The 21,108-nt window shown below is 40.0% G+C and carries 13 protein-coding genes; 3 read left to right on the forward strand and 10 right to left on the reverse strand.

Annotated features, from left to right (window positions below; translation table 11 throughout):
- The 3 genes from tig to ACH2DQ_RS08285 form a co-directional block, all read right to left on the reverse strand.
- On the reverse strand, window positions 1–925 hold a 925-nt coding region (gene tig, locus ACH2DQ_RS08275; protein ID WP_395026324.1), incomplete at its 3' end, for a trigger factor.
- Between the two features lie 130 nt (window positions 926–1,055).
- Entirely contained in the window at window positions 1,056–1,940 is an 885-nt protein-coding gene (locus ACH2DQ_RS08280; RefSeq protein ID WP_394912229.1) for a DUF975 family protein, read from the reverse strand.
- Window positions 1,941–1,964: 24 nt separating this feature from the next.
- Window positions 1,965–2,513, reverse strand: coding sequence for a DJ-1 family glyoxalase III (locus ACH2DQ_RS08285; protein WP_394912230.1), 549 nt, complete (start codon window positions 2,511–2,513; stop codon window positions 1,965–1,967).
- Window positions 2,514–2,661: 148 nt separating this feature from the next.
- Here ACH2DQ_RS08285 and ACH2DQ_RS08290 point away from each other — a divergent pair, with 148 nt between their 5' ends.
- The 3 genes from ACH2DQ_RS08290 (at window position 2,662) to ACH2DQ_RS08300 (ending at window position 4,127) form a co-directional block, all read left to right on the forward strand.
- Window positions 2,662–3,111 carry a CYTH domain-containing protein gene (locus ACH2DQ_RS08290; RefSeq protein ID WP_394912231.1) on the forward strand — a complete coding sequence of 150 codons (450 nt, stop codon included), beginning with the start codon at window positions 2,662–2,664 and terminating at the stop codon, window positions 3,109–3,111.
- A gap of 292 nt (window positions 3,112–3,403) precedes the next feature.
- Window positions 3,404–3,751, forward strand: a complete 348-nt coding sequence (locus tag ACH2DQ_RS08295) for a helix-turn-helix domain-containing protein (protein ID WP_394912232.1) — start codon at window positions 3,404–3,406, stop codon at window positions 3,749–3,751.
- 133 nt (window positions 3,752–3,884) lie between these two features.
- A complete protein-coding gene (locus tag ACH2DQ_RS08300) occupies window positions 3,885–4,127 on the forward strand; it encodes a helix-turn-helix domain-containing protein (RefSeq protein ID WP_330373816.1) in 243 nt (80 codons plus the stop codon).
- A 69-nt stretch (window positions 4,128–4,196) separates the two neighbouring features.
- Here ACH2DQ_RS08300 and ACH2DQ_RS08305 read toward each other — a convergent pair whose 3' ends face one another.
- The 7 genes from ACH2DQ_RS08305 to ACH2DQ_RS08335 all read right to left on the reverse strand — a co-directional run bounded on the left by ACH2DQ_RS08305 (window position 4,197) and on the right by ACH2DQ_RS08335 (window position 21,097).
- A complete protein-coding gene (locus ACH2DQ_RS08305; protein ID WP_394912233.1) occupies window positions 4,197–5,081 on the reverse strand; it encodes a homocysteine S-methyltransferase family protein in 885 nt (294 codons plus the stop codon).
- Window positions 5,078–6,931, reverse strand: a complete 1,854-nt coding sequence (gene asnB / locus ACH2DQ_RS08310) for an asparagine synthase (glutamine-hydrolyzing) (protein WP_395026328.1) — start codon at window positions 6,929–6,931, stop codon at window positions 5,078–5,080. The genes ACH2DQ_RS08305 and asnB overlap by 4 nt, the downstream gene beginning before the upstream one ends.
- A gap of 374 nt (window positions 6,932–7,305) precedes the next feature.
- A complete protein-coding gene (locus ACH2DQ_RS08315; protein ID WP_394912235.1) occupies window positions 7,306–9,069 on the reverse strand; it encodes a hypothetical protein in 1,764 nt (587 codons plus the stop codon).
- Between the two features lie 303 nt (window positions 9,070–9,372).
- Window positions 9,373–13,851, reverse strand: a complete 4,479-nt coding sequence (locus ACH2DQ_RS08320; protein ID WP_395026331.1) for a discoidin domain-containing protein — start codon at window positions 13,849–13,851, stop codon at window positions 9,373–9,375.
- A 56-nt stretch (window positions 13,852–13,907) separates the two neighbouring features.
- Window positions 13,908–14,483 (reverse strand): sugar-binding domain-containing protein, encoded by a 576-nt coding sequence (locus tag ACH2DQ_RS08325; protein ID WP_394912237.1) that lies wholly within the window; start codon window positions 14,481–14,483, stop codon window positions 13,908–13,910.
- 806 nt (window positions 14,484–15,289) lie between these two features.
- On the reverse strand, window positions 15,290–17,647 hold the full coding sequence (galA, locus tag ACH2DQ_RS08330) for a beta-galactosidase GalA (protein WP_394912238.1): 2,358 nt from the start codon (window positions 17,645–17,647) through the stop codon (window positions 15,290–15,292).
- 69 nt (window positions 17,648–17,716) lie between these two features.
- The gene (locus tag ACH2DQ_RS08335) at window positions 17,717–21,097 is read right to left on the reverse strand and encodes an Ig-like domain-containing protein (protein WP_395026339.1); all 3,381 of its coding nucleotides are present in this window, start codon (window positions 21,095–21,097) and stop codon (window positions 17,717–17,719) included.
- Window positions 21,098–21,108 lie beyond the last annotated feature (11 nt).

Below are 21,108 nucleotides of genomic sequence, written 5' to 3' on the forward strand. Positions count from 1 at the left end.
CTACCATTGGATCCGGAATTTCCATAGTTGCATTTTCAACAACCTTAGCAACTACTGCATTTTCTTTTGCTGTTTTTGCTTCTTTTTCTTTTTTCTCTGTCAGGTTCTTCTTGATGTCTTCTTTGTATTCTGCCAATGTATCAAATTCAGAAACATCTTTTGCAAAATCATCGTCTGCTTCCGGAAGTTCTTTTACTTTGATTTCATTTACTGTGCATTTGAATACAGCTGCTTTACCGGCTAATTCTGATGCCTGGTACTCTTCCGGGAAAGTAACGTTAACTTCCATTTCTTCACCGATCTTTGCACCAACTAACTGCTCTTCAAATCCTGGAATAAAGCTTCCAGAACCGATTGTAAGGTCATAGTCTTCTCCCTTACCGCCTTCAAATGCTTCTCCGTCAACAAATCCTTCAAAATTTAATTTGACCATATCGCCGTTTTGAACAGCTCTGTCATCGACATCGATTGTACGGGAGTTGTTCTCTCTCTCTTTATCAATCTCTGCCATAATTTCTTCATCTGTTACTTCAACAGCCTGCTTTTCCACTTCCACACCTTTGTATTCGCCAAGTGTTACAACTGGTTTTAAAGCTACTTCAGCTGTAAAGATAAAGGACTTTCCTTTTTCAATCTGTACAACATCAATTTTAGGCTGTGAAACGATATCTAAATCGCAACCTTCCACTTCTTTTGCATATGCGTCTGGAATTAATGCATTCGCTGCATCTTCATAAAAAACGCCCGGGCCGTACATTTTCTCTATCATAACCCTTGGAGCTTTTCCTTTACGGAAACCTGGCATGTTAATTTTACCTTTATTTTTCTGATAAGCAGCCTGAATTGCTTTTTCCAGCTCTTCTGCAGAAGCTTCAATTGTCAGCTTCGCCATGTTCTTTTCTAACTTCTCTACCTGTAAACTCATGTTATCTAATTTCCTCCTTAATCAATCGTATGGAGAACGCTATATTTTCCCATACTTACAGTCATTTTAATAGTATAGCACAAGCCTTTCTAAATTGCCATACTTTTTTTATTTGTTATTCGTGAACTTTTTATAAACATTCCTCAGCAAATCCGGGCAGTTCATAGGTATTGCTAATCCCGTTTTCTATAGCATATATTCTAAGTACACCATACAATTCCGCCTCAGTGGCAGCCATATAGGGATTCACATACAGCACATTTGCAATGCCGCAGGATATGGCTCCCAGAATCATCCAGGGGATAAACGACAGTTTCAAAATAAACACTTCCCAGAGCTGTCCGCTCATCATCTCAGCGCTGAGTTCAAAAGCCCTTTTCCGTTCCATATCCGGATTCTCTGCAAGTATATAAGGAACCATCATATACTGGAGGCTTTTAATGATTCCCGGTACGATCAATAAAAGGGTCCAGAGGAAAATTTTTACTTCCCGTAAAAACATGGTCAGTACTACATTTACTATATATCTGCTCTTAAATGCATACAGCAGCTCGCCCACTCCGGTCCGCCTTTCCCTGCTGCACATAAAAAACCGTTTTGCTCCCACCAAGATCGGCATACCAATAAGCAGGTGCAGTACGATACTAAATAACAGCATCATCAATCCCATGTAAACGTAGATTGGGAATAAGCCTCTTGTCAGCAGTCCGCTTATTCTGGTTCCGGCATCCTTTATCAGCCCTCCTGCACCATCGGCAATCCGACCGGTAAACCCGGACTGACCGTCATCATTTCCTTCTTCATCTGCCATGTCACTGTTCCGCGTTTCTTCGGTATGATCACCCGTGAACCATTCCATGCCGCTGTTGTGTCCGGAGGACCGTCCTCCGGAACCATTTCCGCCAAACTCACCGCTTAACAGCCCTGATATCAGGCAGACCAGAATGGCAGACCAAATGCATCCCCTCAGCACATTCTTCGCTCTGTCTTTTAATTCATACCTCGTCCATAACATATACTTTCCTCACGATCTTTCTTTCTATTTATATATAATTGATGCTGCTATTCTCTGTGCTTCTTCTTCTCCCAGAAACTCAGTAATAATCGCCAGCGAAAATTCAATTGCCGTTCCCATCCCCCTGCTGGTGATGATATTCCCATCTACGGCTACCGGATCTTCCGATACCTCTGCTCCGGTCAGTTTATCTTCGAATCCCGGATAACAGACAGCTCTTTTGCCTTCTAAAATACCACTTGTACCCAGTACGCTGGGTGCCGCACAAATTGCAGCGATCTTTCTGTTCTCAGCATGGGCTTTCTTCAGTAAAGTTACCAGTCCTTCGTGGTTACCCAGATTTAAGGTACCCGGCATCCCACCCGGAAGGACATACATCCCTGCATCCGTATAATCAACCTCTTCAAAAACAGCGTCAGCCGTAATCTGTATACCATGGGAACCGGTCACAGCTAAGGCTTGGGTCATGGATACCATGGTAATATCCAACTTCGCGCGTCGAAGCAAATCCACAACGGTTAATCCTTCTATTTCTTCAAAACCTTCTGCTAAAAAAATATATATTTTATCCATTTCAAAACCTCCTTTGACTATTTTCTTTATTCTACCAAAAATAATTTCATTATACCAGTAGTTTAGAAAAACAATTTACTTTCTATTGTAAATATATTATGATAACCGTAGAGCATGTTTCAAAGTATTACTCATACAGGAGGTAACTATGGAAATCGAACGAAAATATCTGATAAAAGATTTACCTGTAAATCTCAATTCCTACCCCTATCATATTATCGAGCAGGGATATTTATGTACAGAGCCAGTGGTACGTATCCGCAGGCAGGATGATGATTATATTCTCACATACAAGGGAAAAGGCATGATGGTTCGGGAAGAATATAATCTTCCGCTTACGAAGGATGCATACGAACACTTAAAACCAAAAGCTGACGGAAATATCATATCCAAAAAAAGATACGTAATCCCTCTTGCACAGGGTTTAAACATTGAACTGGATATCTTTGATTCACCGTTCGCCCCCTTAATACTGGCTGAGGTAGAATTTCCCGACGAAGAAACAGCGGATCATTTTATCCCGCCTGATTGGTTTCAGGAAGATGTAACATTCGATGGCCGTTATCACAACAGCTATCTGAGTCAGATACAATTCTGAATATCCGGGAGGGTCTCACACTCTCCCGGATATTCTCATTCTACAGGTGCTGTTCTCTCCATGCATACTGCTGATTCTGTCAATGTCATATTCTTTCTTTTTCTTATATTGCTCCCCTCACACTCCGGCAGTTTCAATAACTTATATTCCAAAAATTTTATAGACATAATTCTTCCTTTCCGACAAATTTCAACAGGAAATTCGGTATGTGGCATCCCGGTTTCATTTCGTGTCCTAAAAGGAAATATTTACCATTACTTGCTATAATATTTAAAATATTTGGAGGTATCTTATGTTGAGATCAACTTTAGGACAGCGTCTTCGCCGTTTGCGTGAAGACCGCGGGTATACACAGGAGCATGTCAGTACGATATTAAATGTAGAACGGCAGACATATACAAATTATGAAAACGGTTACCGGACTCCGCCGCTGGATTCACTGGTACAGTTGGCCGATTTATTTGGCATCAGCATGGATTATCTGATCCGGGGACAGCAATATGACCTGATTTCCACAATTCTGACAAAAGAAGAACAGGAGTTATTATACAGCTATAATCATTTAAGTCCCTCACTCCAAAAAGAGGTACAGGAATTTATACAGTTTAAAATCAGTCTTCAAAAGCCCAAACCTCACTAATCTTTGCAATTTTTTACATTGTATTCTGAAATCTTTATTCCCTGTTTGCAAAATTTTATATTGCATATGTTGGTCTATACCTTGTTTCGTTTTTTCCTTACAAAGAATAAACTATATGCAAGGAGGAATTCATATGGATAAAATGAACAAAAAACGCCAAAGTCAATATAAGCAGCTTGGGCTTACCGTTGCTTATTACCGCAAAATGCGCGGTCTCACACAATTACAGCTGGCTGAACACACAAATTTAAGCCGGACTCATATCAGTAATCTGGAAGCTCCGAATATGCCTACATCCATCTCATTGGATAAATTATTTGATATATCGGACGTATTGGGAATCCCTGTAAAAGCTTTATTTGAATTCAGAGAGTAAGAGGATACATATTGCAAAAGTGCTGCATCACCAATGAACTGGTAATGCAGCACTTTTCTGTATAAATTATTATTTCTGCATGTTACGGATATTACCCGCCAGCATCGCAATGTATTCCGGTGTCGTGCCGCAGCACCCACCAACAACCTGGGCACCAGCTTTGATCAGCGCCATCATGTATTTTGCAAAATCTTCTGCATTCATATTATAAACAGCTTCCCCTGTTTCTGTGATAACCGGCATTCCTGCATTCGGCTTCGCCATGATGGGAACAGAAGCAACTCTTTTCATAGAAGCAACTACTGATTCAAGCTGGTCAGGACCTACGGAGCAATTTAATCCTACTGCCGAAGCTCCCATTTCCTGAAGGGATTCCACCGCATCCCATGCCGTTCCCCCTGCAAACACACTTCCATCTGCTTCCAGAGTCATGGAACACAGCACCGGCAAATCGCAGACTTCTGCTGCCGCATCCAGTACAGCCATGGTCTCATCAATACTGATCATGGTCTCTGCCACAAGCAGATCCACGCCTGCCTCTACCAGATAAATGATCTGTTCCTTATACATTTCCAATGCAGACTCATAAGTCACCTCATCAGAAGCGCCGATAATCTTACCGGATGTAGTGAGGTCACCTGCAACATATGCCCTGCCCTGTACTGCTTCTCTTGACAGCTTTACAAGATCGTGATTCATCTGTCTGATATTCTCTTCCAGTCCATAATATTTCAAATTCATACGGTTTGCCGCAAAAGTCGGCGCATATACGATATTACTTCCCGCATCCGCATATGCCCGCTGTAATTCTGTTAATATTCCGGGATTTTCCAGGATCCACTGTTCTGTACAAACACCGCGCTTCAGGCCTGCTTTAATCAGATTTGATCCCGTTGCGCCGTCCAAAATGATAGTTTCCCGTTCTGCCCAGTCTGCAAATTCCTTTTTTGTCATGCGAAGTTATGCTCCTTTTCTTCAAAGAATACCTGATACCAGATCAAGAATGTATAAATTACCCAGATCTTTCTGCTGTTATCCCGCAGTCCGGCCCTGTGGTCATCCAGAAGCTGCATGATCTGTTTTTGGTTAAAGAACTTCCCTGCACTTTCACCGGTAAACATTTTCTTTGTTCTTCCATATCCGCTGTCCTGCTTCAGCCATACACGGATTGGAACCGGAAAGCCCAGTTTTTTCTTCTCACTTGTCTGTTTCGGTAAATATTTTTCAGCTACTTTACGGAAAGCATACTTGGTTGTGTGGTCTTTTAGTTTTTCTTCCGTATTAATCCTTCTGGCAACATCAAATACTTCCTTATCCAGGAACGGAACACGCAGTTCCAGCGAATGAGCCATACTCATCTTATCCGCTTTCAGAAGTATATCTCCCGGAAGCCAGTTTTTAAGATCGATGTACTGCATTTTCGTCGTATCGTCGTACTTAGCCATCTTTTTATAATTATGATCCAAAAATTCCTGTGGTGTCATAATCTTGGTTGGATGCTTCAGGATACTCTTTCTTTCCTTTGCAGTAAAGATATTGGCATTGCCTATGAAACGTTCCTGAACAGATTTACTTGCGCGGATCAGAAAGCTTCTGCCCTTCATATGTTCCGGAAGCTTATATGCCACACAGGCAATTGCACGGCGGACCGGCTTTGGAATCCATTGCATGTGTTTTAAAGACAGTGGTTCTCTGTAGATGGTATATCCACCGAAGAATTCATCTGCTCCTTCCCCTGAAGTGACTACTTTTACGTGTTTCGCAGCCTCCTGTGCCACAAAGTAAAGTGCTATAGCTGCAGCATCTCCAAGCGGTTCATCCATATGGTACATAATCTTCGGGATGTTATCCCAATATTCCTGTTCAGATATAATCTTACTATGATTCTCCAGTTTCAGATGTTTCGAAAGTTTTTTCGCAAATTGGGTTTCATTATAAGGACTGTTTTCATCAAAGAATCCTACGGTAAATGTTTTGTTCCCGGAATATTTCGCTGCAATAAAGCTGGAGTCCACACCGCTGGATACAAATGCCCCTACTTCCACGTCTGCCAGCATATGTTTTTCAACAGACTCGCTCATTACATCATCTATTTTCTGAATCAGTTCTTCCTCTGTGCCGTTTGTTTTCTCCGGTGCCAGCGTAGGATCAAAATACTGGGTAATCTCCACTTTTCCATCCTGAAATGTGAGATAATGTCCCGGCAATAATTTATAGATGCCTTTAAAGAAAGTCTCAGGCAATGCAGAATACTGGAAAGAAAGATATTGTTCCAGTGCTTCTTCATTTACTTCTCTTTGAAAACCAGGAAATTCTAATATACTCTTAATCTCAGAACCAAAAACAAGGCTGCCGTCTATCATAGCATAATAAACCGGCTTAATTCCAAAGAAATCTCTTGCCATAAATAATTTTTTATTGGGAGCGTCCCAGATGGCAAAACCAAACATTCCACGAAGCTCATTAACTAACTTTTCACCATACTCCTCATAACCATGCAACAATACCTCTGAGTCTGAACGGTTGGCAAAAACATGTCCTTTTTTCTGAAAACGTTCCCTGAGCTCCAGGCAATTGTAGATCTCCCCGTTAAATACCAGGGCGATATCACCTGTTTCATTGAACATAGGCTGTGAGCCGCTCTCCAAGTCAATGATACTCAGTCTCCGAAACCCCAATGCAGCTTCATCCGTACAAAACTTTCCTTCTGAATCGGGTCCTCTATGCTTAATGACATCCATCATATTTCCCAATATTGTTTCTTTATCCGTTACATTGCCTACAAATCCGCAAATTCCACACATGGCTATCCATCCTCTTCTGAAATTATGTATTTATCCATAGTGTACCCAAACTATACTATCATCACTCATTCATTTTCTGGAATGATTATTCACAAATATAGCAACACTGTTTATAGTATACACTATCCAATAAGTTCATTTCTACTGTTATTTTATAAAAAATTACTTAAGATTACTCCCATTTATTGTAATGTTTTCTCTTCTTATGCCATATCCTTTCGTCAGTATTACGGATGGAAGTTTCTAGCAACTCTGCCTTACTGCTTAATCCATTTCACTACCTTTCACACTTAAGAAAACAAAAATGTAAAATGTTAAAAGCCAATACACGTAATTAAATTAACGTGTATTGACTTCTCTTAGTCTCTCTACTATTATGCGTTTCTTTTTTTTCTATATGTATACCGTACAGTTAACAGAGATGTAACCGCGATGATGAACCAAAGTGCCGTATTACTTTCATCACCGGTTTTTGGTGGGGTTGTCGTTTTTGGGGAGGTTGTTGTTTTTGTGCCGGATTCAGATGACGTTGTGTTTGATTTGTTTGCAACCTGAGGTTTCTGTGTTTCTGACTCACTCTCATCCTCGCCATCATCCACACTGTCTTCCATATCATCTTCATCTTCTTCATCATCTTCATTTTCAAGTTCGCCTTCATCTGTTACAGTATACGTGCTTTGTCTGACATCGGTAGTCAAATCGGCAGAACCATTTTTCATCTCATTAACTTCCAGTTTTATTTCATATACATCTCCCATTTTTGCTAATGACTTCAGATCAAAGTATAAATAAAGCATGTCCCCCTCAAGCTTAGCTCCCTGCGAGGAAGAAAAAGTCATCTCTATCGTACCCTCTTTTGCGGCACCATTATTCGCATCATTGATCCGGCATGTCATATCATTGTCTTCAAAAGCCTCTAACTCCTCTGTGTCTGCACTTTCCAGAGTCATTATATTTTTATCATAGGTAAATGTTAATTTTCCATTCGTTATTTCTTTCTTGGACGAAATTGCACATGTTGCTGTAAGAATATCTTCTCCTGCGCTCATGTCGTCAATGGTAAACGTAAGGGTTATATCTTTATTTTTATTATTGTCTGTATCTGTGCCATCGTTATTTGAACTAGCCGCCCTGATCGAAGGGAGACTCCCCCCATCTACCAACGTTATGGGATTTTCCGACTCGCTTTCCACCCCTTCGCTCCGGTTCAATCTGATCTCATCAATATGCTGATTGTAATCTTTTCTGGTTTCTTCGATATTAAGAACTTTCATTATCTCTTCCAGTTCTGTTTCTTTTACTTCCTTCTCTAATACCTTTACGATTACATTCGAATATTCCGTCAAACACAATTCGTCTTCTGGGATGCAGCCATTAAAGATCACCACAACTTCTTTAAATATATCTCCTGCTTTATCTATATATTTTTTATGCTTTTTTGTCAGATTTACTGTTGGTATCGGATTACTTGTTTTCAACATTTCTGTTTCCGGAATTTTAACCGGCAATTCATTCGTTTCTAGCATCTGATCTTTGGTTGTTTCTTCGTATGCCTCACCTGATTCAGGCATTTTCATCAGGCTTGTTTCTTCATATGCCGCATCTGACTCAGACATTTGGACCTCGGTTATTTCTCCGTATGTTTCACCTGACTCAGACATTTGAGCCTCGGTTATTTCTTCGTATATTTCACCTGACTCAGACATTTGAGCCTCGGTTATTTCTTCGTATGTTTCATCTTGCTTAATCGTTTGGGTTTCGGTTGTTTTTTCATATGCCTCATTTGACACAGGCGAATCTGTTTCTGCTGATTCCACGCCAGTTTCTGTTACCAGCCCGGATATCTCTGTTTGGATAAACTCTTCTGTTGGTGCTTTCTGCGGCTGAAACACAACAAAAGCGGTTTTCTCCATGTCCCTTTTTCCCGCTTTTTTCAATTCTTTCCACTCTTCTTCACTGACACTTGTCAACTGCTCTTCTTCATCCTGTCCCTTTACATAAAGAGAATGTTTCAGCGGATTTTCTTTCTTTGTATCAGCAGCCGAAATTTGTTGATCTGCCGCAAAAACTGTCACTGAAAATAATACGACGAAAATGAGTATTGCTATTCCTTGTACCAGCCATTTTTTACTTTTCATATTTATATATCCTTTCAGGTGAGATATTTTTGCCACTTTTACTGTCATTTCATTTTATTTTGATTATAACATATGGAAGCCTATGGCTGCAATTATACTTTATGACAAAAAAATATTTTTTTCATCTCGAGCATTGTATGTTCAAAAAAACTGCCATGAAATGCTAAAAGTATTACAGTGAACAACGATTCAACGTAAAAAGAGCACATCAAAACTTTATATTGATGTACTCTTTCTATTATTATAATTTCATTCCAAAGACCAACATAATCTCACCGCACAATGTCAAATACGATCCAAAAATCAAAATGCATTTATTTTCTCTGCCGCTAATTGAAGAATGACAGCTGCATCGCTGCTATCCGATACTGCATCACCATTTACATCTCCCGCCTGAATCTGATCATCAGTCAGTTCATTAACTTCTGCACTGTATGCAAGCAGTTCGGATACATCCTGTGTATCTACTCTGCCATTCAGAGTAACATCTCCAAGAAGCCTGGCTTTCAGGATTTCAGATATGAGTTTTTTCAAAACTTCCCCAGCAACCGCAGTGTCTGCTTCCTGGTTATCGTATACACGCTGTGCTTCCTCCGTCACTGCAGATAGCCCTGCAATACTGGTTTCCACATATTTTCCTGATTGATTCAAAATATCATTTGCTTTTTTCAATGCATTGTCAAGCTCAGCCTTATTGGCTTTTCTCACCAGATTTGCCATAGCCTGTGCCAATGCATTATATGCTGCATCTATATTCTCCTGGGTTATCTGGCTATTTCCAGCCAATTCTTTCGATTCAGCCAGAACCTTTTTCAGTGTTTTCACACTGGAAGCGGTATACTGCCCTTCGCTTTCAAGAAGACTTTCAGCTGCCTGAATCAATAGATCCAGCCTTGTATGATTCTCTTCTTTTTCTGTTAGCAGGGAGGTCACTGCAATCATAAGACTTGTAGTGGCACTGTTAATGGTTTCCTGATTTACATCTTCGCTTTCATATATTATTATTGCATGCTCAATTGCAGTTCTGACTGCCTGTATACTTTCTTCTGTGTACTGTACCAGCGTTTCATCTTCTGCTAAAATTGCTTCTGCACCTTCAATGACTGCCTTTAAGCCAGCTTTCTGCCTGCTGTTTTCCAGAGAATTGCATGCAGTTATGAGATTTAAGAAAGCTTCATCTACTGCTTCCTGCGTAGCTTCGATGTTTTGCAGAAGATCTCGTGCCATATCTAACGTTTCCTGCACAAATACCCAACTCTCTGAAGTAAAGTTACCGACTTCTATCTGCTCCGATTCCAGTTTTTCTGCCATAGTCACGGCAAGCTTCAGGCTTGTCATATCAATTTCAGACGGTTCTTCCGGTTGTTCACCTCCTGAGTATGTAATCTCAAGCAACACATTTAGAGATTCCATCACAACTCCAGAAATTTTAGAAACCGTCCCCTCCAACGTTCCCTTTGTACCTTCTATTGTCAGGCTGTCCAGATTCCATTCTACCGGAAGGGCAACTTGTGTACCCTCTTCCAAAACAGCCAGAATATTCTGGGGAAGTTCCATATTTTCTAAAGCCGTACCGGTCTCTGTCTCTATTCCTTCTGGGGTTTTGACTGTTTTTACAGTTCTATCCATTGATTGGATTCCATATGCATCAAAGAGACCGAATCCTTGTTCTGTTTCTCTTCCGGCCGGTAAAGTAACCCTGATAAAACGAACTTCTCCCTCCGTCTGTTCATAAGGACGGACTTCTTCATTTCCCTCTGCTGTTCTGTCCACAAGCACATTCCAGTTAATCTGATCCAGGGAACCCTCAATAAGATATTTGTGATTCTCTGACCCATTCCAGGTCATTTGAATATTGTCCAGAGAATAAATTCCCATGGTGTCTACCATCCACCATTCTTTGTCTGTTGTTGTTTCAGGATACCAGTAATAGTTCGGCACACCGTTGTTTCCATATGCAGCACTGCTGTTCTCACTGCTAGAAGATGCAGATGCCTGCTTTTCTCTTGATACACTTAGTGGTTTGCTGTCTGAAGCTTCTCCGTACACTTCAACTTCTCTGATACATGGCCAGTAATTTGCCATATTATCTGTTGTAATTTCACTAATTCTCAGATATCGGACAATGTCCTCTGACTCCACTGCAACTTCGCTTTCGCACCAATCTCCTTTTCTGTAATCCGCCAGATTCTTGAAATGTTCTCCATCAAAGGATCCCTGAACAACAAATTTGTATCCTGCAAATTCATTTTCAAAATGAATTTTTATATCACTCAGACGATAATTATCTTTTAAATCTATCTGCCACCAGTGATCTGCAGTTCCTTCACCACCCTTCGCGCACCATTTAGTATCAGGGTTCCCGTCATTGGCATATTCCGCTTTCTCTGCCCATAACTGTCCCTCATTATTTACCGAACTGGCTGATACTGGTTTGTTCATAGCAATATTGGAACTGATACCGGTTCCAAATACTTCTCTTAAAACAGCCCATTCTCCATTTGATGCCTGTGTAAAATCAATTCTCACATAACGTGCCTGTACGGTGTTTTCAAATATCACGGTGTTTTCTTTGCTGCCCAGACTGTGATCCACGATGGTATACTGCTCCACATTTTCATCTGTCAGCGGTTCATTTGACGCCGCGATTTTATAATGGTATATATTACCATTACTTTCTAGGGATAGTCCTATAGATGAAATAGCAGTCATTGACCCAAGATCTGCCATCCACCACTGTGGGTAACTTCCATCTGCTGCACACCATTTGGTGTCATCATTACCATCCACTGCATTAGCTGCTGTTTCCCCTGAATATGCATTTTCCGAACTTGCACTTGTTTTCTTTCCGCTGAAAATATTTTTGCTGCTGCTTCCATCAAATTCATATTCATCTGCATCACCATCTTTCGGAACTTCCGGAAGTCCTTCCACAGCTTCTGCAGAAAGTGTCACCGATGAACCTGCCAGTCCTTTTGAAGTTGCATTTAACGTAATATCACCTTCTCCGCGTTTGCTTTTTACCCATACTGCAAGCTGTCCGCCTCTTGTGGTAATCGTCTTTGGTCCTACTATAAGTCCTGGACCTTCCACACTCAAATCCACGTCCTTATACGCATTTGTGACGATGGTACCATTCATATCTGTAATATCAATCCACACTAATTTAGCATCACTACCGTCTAACTGTATTGGAGTATCACTTCTTGGACGCAGCTGTACTTTCTGCGCCTCTTTCGGAGCCTTTCTGGTATATTCAGCCACTTCTGAACCATCTATCTTGCCAACTGCCTTCAACTCACCTTGTCCTGCTTTATATTTCCTTAAATCAAAGGTTATCGGTGCATAATCCAGGTTTTCTGTACCGATTTCTTTACCGTCGCTTTCTGAAGGAATATCTGCATCACTTCTGTCACCGTGTGGTCCCCACATGGTTTCATCATGTCCCTGTTCACCAATGAATTCACCATCAAGATACAATGCAACGGTATCACAGTTACTGAATATACGTACTTCTGTATTGTCCGCATCCTGATCCCAAAGATTCGCAATGTAGACCATAGGACCTGATTCTATTCCATACTCAGAGAGATTTGTATCCGGTGCGCGCTGACTCCGATAAAAGTATGCAGAATGCTTTGGGATTCTGTACAAATCCACAACTCCGCAATATGTCAGCAAACCGGAATCAAATCCTGCATAATCTGCATAATCCCAGTACATGGATGCGCCCACATAATCTTTGGACTTCATCAGGCTTACACTTTCCTGAATATTGTCAGATTGAATAAGCATTCCTACGTCACCGCCTTTTTTACCATAGGAGTTTTCCTTTTCCCTGGTTACACGCGTGGTAGAACTGGTTCCCCCGTAAGTCCAGTCGCCATATTCTGCTACGATAACCGGTTTATCCTTATACTCCGCATTTTCAGCACCTTCACTGCCACTTTGAAATATACGTGCCTGAGGTGTTCCAAGTCCGATATCAAAGGCATCCCAGTGCAGACATCCTGCCGTCCATGCATAGGAATCCCCATTCTCCGGATACTCTTCCTTTGCGATCTGATTCATCCGCACTGCCCAGTCATAAGTGTAATTGCTCTCATTCAGACTCGTCTCCCATGCTACAATACTTGGATGATTTCTGTGGCTTCGTATTGTGGTCCGCAATTCATTATATGTACTTTCTTTAAATTCTTCTGTATTGTTATAATACTGCCAGCCAGACGGACACTCCAATACTATGACTCCATAAGTGTCACACGCATCATAAAATGCCTGCACATGAGGATAATGTGCCATTCTGACAAAGTCGAACCCGTTTTCCTTTATCTCCCTGATTTCATCATAAATGGCACTTTCCGGTACAGCATTCCCAAACATATAGGTTTCTGCATGAAGATTTACACCGTTTACTTTGGTCAGCTCATCATTTATGTACAATCCATCCCGTTTCCACTCCACTTTACGGATTCCATATGTGGTATCCACACTATCCTTCACTTCCTCATTGACTTTGACTGTGGTACGAACTGTATAAAGCTCTGGTGTATCACAGGACCAGAGTTTTGGATTTTCTACCGTAAGCAAAGGCTTAAACTCAACTGATGCTCCTGCTTCCACTTTTTGTGACTGCGTTTCTTGTACGGCTACGTGACCTGACTCATCTATAATATAAGTTTCCAGAGTAACATTCTGAGCTTCTGTTCCCGTATTTTCTACCTGCGTCTTGACCTGCACATCTGCACTTTTTTCACTGACTGACGGAGCAGTGACAAACACACCTCCTCCGGCAACAGTCTCCTCTTCTATTTCATCAGTGATATGGACTGGATCTTTTATTGTAAGGTAAGAATTACCATAAATACCACCCCAATACTGGAAATCCGGGTTGTCTTTCCAGGCGCAAAGCCAGTATTTGGTCTACTGTCAAGTTCAACAGCGATTACATTTTCTTCTCCATATTTTAAGTGCTCTGCCAGATTGATCACAATTGGGCTGTAGCCACCCTTATGTACTTTAACCTGCTGGCCATTCACCCATATTTCTGCTTTCTGCATAGCTGCTTCAAAAGTAAGCAGCAGTTCTTTTTCTGCCCATGCTGCATCTGCCACAAATGCCTTGCGGTACCAGCTGATTCCCAGATAGGCATCCTTGTTATCCGCATCATAGTACTCTGTGGAATGAGGAAGATTAACATACACCCAGGCGTCATCTCTAAAGTCCTCTTTTTCTCCTCCCGGTATGTCTCCTTTGTAAAAATGCCAGTCTGTATTAAAATTAATGACCTGTCTGTCATTTTTCGTTTCATATACCACCGCTGCGCTCTCTGCTTTTACCTCTGCATAAGGCAGCGCCTGAGGCAAAACCAAGGATAATGCTAAAATTGCCGCCAACAAACGTTTCCTTTTCATCTTTTCCTCCTAATTACATATATTTTTTACTTTCTTTTTTGAATGTAATTTTTAATAATACTAAGTTCGGTTTTTTTTCTTAGTCATTATTTTAACATAGGACTATTTATATTTTTTAGGAATATATTTATAATAATTGTCAATATTTCAATTTCTTTTTTAGCTGGATTGAATAAATTCAGTATTCTTGAACTTTATTACGATTTTACATTGTTACCATATAACTTTATTATATCATTCTGACATATTCCGTTCTGTTTTTACATACATAGACCAAATTAATATCAGGCAAACTCTTTTACCCCTGTGTCATGAATATTGGACAAAAAAATATCCCGCAAGCATCATACTTACGGGATATTTTTATACGATTATACGATTCCCTGTGCGTTCATTGCAAAGGCACAATGTCCCTTATATTTTCAATTAAAATTTAAATTTTGTCTCCCACCTGTATCCAATTATTATCTGATAATTCATTTTTACATCTGTTATTTCTTTAATTATGTATTTGCTTAAGACTTCCGTTCTCTGACTACCACTTATAATTCTAGAGTTTTCTTTAATTAATCAAGGACAAATACCAAACCTTCTCCGTTTAGATCTTTGCTTTTATAAGTTACTCAGAAGCACAATCTTATCAGATAACATCCTGTGCATGTTACATAACATAAAAAAACCGTTTGGGTCATGGTCTCCATACTAATTATACACGATTGGGATATATATAACGTTTCTTTTTTGCTCAAATATATTCATTAGAAAATCAAAACAATATAAGCATCAAAGAGCTAAATTACTCAATATCAATTTATTTTAATAATACAATCCTTCAGTCCTATGGAAGATGCAGTAACTACAATTTCTCCTTCTTCACCGTTGGACTGTATAATAAGCAAGCACTTTCCAGAAAACGCACATCTTTCTGAAGCTTTATCCTGCTCATGGCTGCTTGGATTTCCATTTCCTGTTCCCAGTATCCTTGCAGCACCTTCCACAGAAAATGTTATCTTATGATTTGCATCTGGTACTATAATTCCACGCTCATCTAATACAGAAATGCGAATAAAGGTAATATCACACCCATCAGCTTGAAGTTGTTTTTTATCTGCATCTGCTTTAATCTGATATGCTCTACCCGAAGTAACGACTGTTTCCTTTATAAAAAAATGTCCATTATAAAAGCCTTCAGCCCGAAGCTCTCCTGGTTCGTATGGCACCTTCCATTCCAAATGCCCATAAGGATTGCATATTTTTCTTCCCATACTTTTATCATTTAAAAAAAGTTCAACCTCTGTCAGATTAGTATATATCCATACATTTTTTTCGATCCCTTCCTCTCCTATCCAATTCCAGTGAGGTAAAATATGAAGCATAGGCTCAACACACCATTGGGATTTCAGATAAAAGTAGTTATCTTTGGGAAACCCACAGGTGTCCATGATACCAAAATGAGAATTGATATTTGGCCACTCATATGGAGTCGGTTCTCCTCTGTAATCAAATCCTGTCCATATGAAAACCCCTGATAAAAAAGAATTCTTTGCTACATTTGTCCATGCCTTTTCCACCGAACAGCTCCAATCCGGAATATGGGTACCATACTCCGGACAATATCCATTGATATTATCTTTATTATATATTCCCCTTGTAACAGTGCAGCTGGCACTTTCACTTCCAATCATGCATCGTTTAGGGTAAAGTTTATGATCCTGAATATCCTGGTTATCTCGCTGTCCATAATTGTACCCTGTCACATCGACCTCGTTGCTATATCCACCATCATTCCAGCCGTGATTCATGGCTGCAGTTACCGGTCTTGTGGGATCGATACTTCGTGTTACTGCAGCAAGTGTTTTCAGTATACGTGCCCCCATTATGGTTCCTTCCAGTATCTCTTCATTTTCCATACTCCACATAAAGATACAAGCATGATTACGCCCACGATAAAGCATTTCACTAAGATCTCTTATTCCTTCTTCTGAGCTGTCTAATCTTCTGTTTTCATCCATAACCAGCATACCCATACGGTCACAAATATCCAATAACTCCGGTGTTGCCGGATGATGAGCAGAACGGTAAGCATTGCTCCCCATCTCTTTTAATAATTTTATTTTATATTCAATAATTTTATCGGTAAGTGCTACACCGACACCCGCAAAATCCTGATGATTGCATGTGCCTTTTATTACATAAGGCTGTCCGTTTAACAAAAATCCTTTGTCTGGATCATATGCAATCGTTCGAACACCAAAGTTTGTCTCCTGAACATCCTTCAACTCTTCTCCATCGTAAACCTCCGTTACAAGCGTGTAAAGATAAGGCATTTCCGGCGACCACAATTTAGGCTTCATAATATTAATCATACACTTACATACATCTTCTTTAAATGACTCTATCAGCCGCTCACTTCCTGACTCTGCTACCACCTGTTTTTCTTTATCCAAAATACGAGATATTACACGGCAGCTTTTGTCATCAAACTGTTCATTTATTACCTTTGTTTCTATTCGTACCTGCGCACAATTCGTTTCCACCATTGGCGTTGTAACATAGATCCCATGTCTTTTAATATGAATCCTATCCGTTATCATAAGCCAGACGTGTCGGTATATTCCTGCTCCCTCATACCACCAGCCTTCATAATCTCTGGCATCCACGCGAACTACAATTACATTTCGCCCCGTTTCTCCATAACGTAACACATCTGATAAATCACAATAAAATCCGGTATAACCACTTTCATGATGTATCATTCGGTGTCCGTTTACCCACACAGTGCTCTTACGGAACACACCATCGAATTCTACTCCTATTTTTTTGCCCAATAACTCCTGGGAAACGGAAAACTCTTTACGATAATATCCGATTCCTCCATTGAGGTAACCATGACTCTTATGGTGTTTTACTTTACCTTCATCATTATAATATTTTCCTTCCACACACCAATCATGGGGAATCGCAACATTTTTCCATTCATCGTCGCAGATAGTCTCCTGTGGACGTTCATCAAAGTAAGCTATTTTTAGCCATTCTCCATCCTCGATATCTTCACAGTCTGTGATGCCTCCTGCCATACCACTCTTAACCGGGTGCATAATCTCCCACTCTCCCAGGTGGAATTTCCACCCTTTTTCAAATGCTTCTTTCATACGTAATTTCATATAATAGCCTACCTTTCATTAAAATAAAAAGTCCTCTCGGAAATTATATAATTTCCGAGAGTCTTTCCACTATTTTTTAATTTTTACATCGTTCTTCTGTCCTTTTTTTGACAAAAGCTTTTTATAATCTGTAAATTTCTTTGATGGTACTTTAATTACAGCCTTGCTGTTAATTCCTTTTAACGCATTCTTTCCTACTGTTTTCAAAGACGTAGAATATATTCGAATGCTCTTAAGTTTACCTGCCGCATCAAATGCGTAAGACCCTATTGTTGTGATATATTTACTCACTTTAATACTCTTAAGTCTTGTGTTCTTCCTAAATGCTTTTGAGCCAATTTCCGTAACCTTATAAGTATTCCCTTTGAATTTAACTGTATTAGGAATAGTTATGCTTGAATACGTTTTTTTCACAGGCGCTGTTACTTTCACCGTTCTTTTTCCCGAGACAGCACTGGTAATTGTATATTGCAGCCTTCCACTGCTTAGTGTATCACCTTTTTTCGCCGGAACCTCACTCCACATTGCAGTAAGTGTTATATCACCTGTCCTCCCCGCTGGAATCTCTGTTACACGTAAACCATTCAGATACCATCCTTGGAATATCATTCCAGGTTTTATAGGTGTTCCCAATATAATTGTCTGAGCTGTAGTATATACATTCGGATTATCATTTTTTACTCCTGACATACCTGCATAGTTTATCTTATAAGTTAACAGATCATACTTCGGACTTATTACCGCATCATGAGTGATATTATTTAATGTTTTGTCCCAGCCTGTAAAACGGTAACCTTTTCGCTCTGGTACCTGTGGCGCTTTCGCTGTCCCATTTACCGCTATTAACTGCATCTGCCCAAGTACACGGTTATCATAATTAAGGAATACAACCTTGCAGGACGGTAGTTTTGCAATTATGCGTTCTTCTGTTTTTTCACATACCTTACAACTGCGTGTCTCTTTTCCATCTTCATAAATTGTTGCATTCTTTACCGTTTCCCATTCACCAAAGTCATGTCCTCTAGCCGGTATCATTTCCTGTTTTATCATCTCGTTGCAAACATTGCATTTGGTTATCTGAACACCATTCTGCTGGCAGCTGGCTTCATTTAGAATTATGTTTTGAGTTTCAGGATGCCCGCAAACCAGATTTCGGATACTTTCCTTTAAAGTCTCTGTCACTGTATTGACTTCCACTGACGTTGCTTCCAGATTTTCTTCTACTGCTTTTGCTGCTGCTAATGCTTCCTTCACTTTTGCATAACTCTCTTCACTGTATTTTTCAGCTTCAATAGATTCTGCATCCATAATACTCTGCCTTAATTCTGCTATTTGTTCTGTAGTTGGTTCACCTTCTGCCATAACCACAACGTTTACTTGTGCCTGGAGACTGTTCCTATTCTGATATTCTTTGCCTTCAGCAATCGTACCAGTGAATCCATAAACACCTGCCCTTGTTCCATCATAGCTTTCGCATGTCCATATCACTGGAAGGTAACATACTGCCACATTATTCAATTTTACCAATACTTCTGCTGGCAGGCTGGATACCACCTCATCAGCTGTCTTACCAAAACTTACTTCTTTTTCTGCCTGAAGTCCTATTTCAGTGATATTTGGTACCTCATTTACAAAGATATTAAGTTTTGCCTTTACATTATATGGATTTTTATAAGTATCACTTTCTGCAATTATTCCTTGTAATTTATAAGTCCCTGCAGTTTCCGCATTATAGATTTCCTTATTCCATATAACACTTACTTCCTGCGTGGAATCATCGTCCATTACTGCCACTATTGTTTGCGGTATTCTTAACTCTTCTATTGGTATATTCAGTTCTGTTTCGATGTCCATTAGATATTCAACGGCACGTATTACATGTTTTTCAACAACGACCTTTATGCTTGCTTTTTTATTTTCAGGATTTTTTACTACAGTCGGAACTGTAATGGCACCTTCCATTGTATAAGTTCCTTCTTCTTCTGCCTTATAATCATCTGTGTTCCAGATAACCGGGTATTCTGTTACAAAATCCTCTCCCAGGGTTACCTCAGCTGTCTTTGGAAGCTTTCCTTCCAGTTCTTCCAGAGTCGTACCCGCATACAGTTTTAAATCCTGCACTTTTTTCACCTCTGTAAGCATTACTTCTGGTGCATCGGCGGCGATCAGTTCAAACTCATCAATTCTGGCGTTATTGTTTGGCCACTGTCCATTGTAATTATCTGCTACCGTGATATACAATCTAAAATGTTTTGAAGTGACTTTCTCACTTAACCGTTTTTCTGTAACCAGCTCTTTATTACCCGATACATTATCTATTCTCGTCCAGTCCACTCCATTATCACTTATCTGTAGTTCAAAATCTTTAGCAACGCTTCTTATATCCCCATTAGAAGCTACATGTGTAACTTTCCATTTGTTAATACTAATTTCATTATCGAAGTCTAACTGTACCCAACGAGGCTCAACAATTTTCTTGCTGGCTGATACCCAGGCATAAGCAGCAGATTCATTTCCTTCCCCACCGGTTCTACCATCAATTACATTCGAAGGTTTAAAGTTCTCGTGCTGGCTATCTGATGTTACCTTACTTGCCCGAACTGCAAGATTTCCCGATTCACCGCCTTCTGTTTTGATGGTACAACTGCTCTGAAATTCAGTATCTCTCACCGTTGCTGTAACGATCGCTGTTCCAGCCCCAAGGGCTAATACTTTTCCTTCTTTACTAACACTTACAATTTCATTATTACTGCTGCGCCACTGAATTTCACCATCAACATTCTGACGCACCGATAACTGTTCTACTGCGCCAACCTCAATATTCACTTCTTTCTGGTCAATTTCAACGCCTTCAATTTCCTTTAATTGATCATAAGCTGACTTTAAGGCATCCATTTCCCTTTGTATATTTGAAGGATTTTCTATAATTGCTTTTGCTTTCTCCAAGGCTGTCTGGAATATTTTCCAACTTTCAGTTGTATACATATCTTTTGTTACCTGATCATACTCTTTGCAGAGATTATAAAGTTGTTCAACTAATTCCGGATCAGCGCTTACCGTTATCTCACAGGTTGCAGACGCCTGTTTATCCCTACTGACTGCTGTAATAATAGCTGTTCCTGACTTTAGCGCAGTTACTACTCCGCCTTCCACCATAGCTACTGTATTATCAGAAGATTTCCATTTTACCTCCTGGTAAGATGCATTTTGTGGAAGAACATCGGCGGTAAGTGTGTCTGATGCATTCTCATACAGGGAGAGTTTGTCCGAAGATATTACTACTTCCTCTGCCGGTATCTCAGGAGCAGGCACAAATTTTTCATAAACATAAAATTCTGCTGCACATATAAATTTGTTTACGTCTTTTGGGTTTCCTGCTGTTGTTTCCTTTGCGCGAATCCGTATTCTTCTCGCCTCTACACTTTCAAAAACAGATTCTTTTTTGTACATTGTATTTTCCC

It is taken from the genome of Robinsoniella sp. (assembly GCF_034124845.1).

Coding starts and splice junctions, on each gene's coding strand:
- ACH2DQ_RS08290 (WP_394912231.1), top strand. CDS start 2,662: ATGGAAATCGAACGAAAATATCTGATAAAAGATTTACCTGTAAATCTC.
- ACH2DQ_RS08285 (WP_394912230.1), bottom strand. CDS start 2,513: ATGGATAAAATATATATTTTTTTAGCAGAAGGTTTTGAAGAAATAGAA.
- ACH2DQ_RS08295 (WP_394912232.1), top strand. CDS start 3,404: ATGTTGAGATCAACTTTAGGACAGCGTCTTCGCCGTTTGCGTGAAGAC.
- ACH2DQ_RS08305 (WP_394912233.1), bottom strand. CDS start 5,081: ATGACAAAAAAGGAATTTGCAGACTGGGCAGAACGGGAAACTATCATT.
- ACH2DQ_RS08315 (WP_394912235.1), bottom strand. CDS start 9,069: ATGAAAAGTAAAAAATGGCTGGTACAAGGAATAGCAATACTCATTTTC.
- ACH2DQ_RS08300 (WP_330373816.1), top strand. CDS start 3,885: ATGGATAAAATGAACAAAAAACGCCAAAGTCAATATAAGCAGCTTGGG.
- asnB (WP_395026328.1), bottom strand. CDS start 6,931: ATGTGTGGAATTTGCGGATTTGTAGGCAATGTAACGGATAAAGAAACA.
- galA (WP_394912238.1), bottom strand. CDS start 17,647: ATGAAATTACGTATGAAAGAAGCATTTGAAAAAGGGTGGAAATTCCAC.
- ACH2DQ_RS08335 (WP_395026339.1), bottom strand. CDS start 21,097: ATGTACAAAAAAGAATCTGTTTTTGAAAGTGTAGAGGCGAGAAGAATA.
- ACH2DQ_RS08280 (WP_394912229.1), bottom strand. CDS start 1,940: ATGTTATGGACGAGGTATGAATTAAAAGACAGAGCGAAGAATGTGCTG.
- ACH2DQ_RS08325 (WP_394912237.1), bottom strand. CDS start 14,483: ATGAAAAGGAAACGTTTGTTGGCGGCAATTTTAGCATTATCCTTGGTT.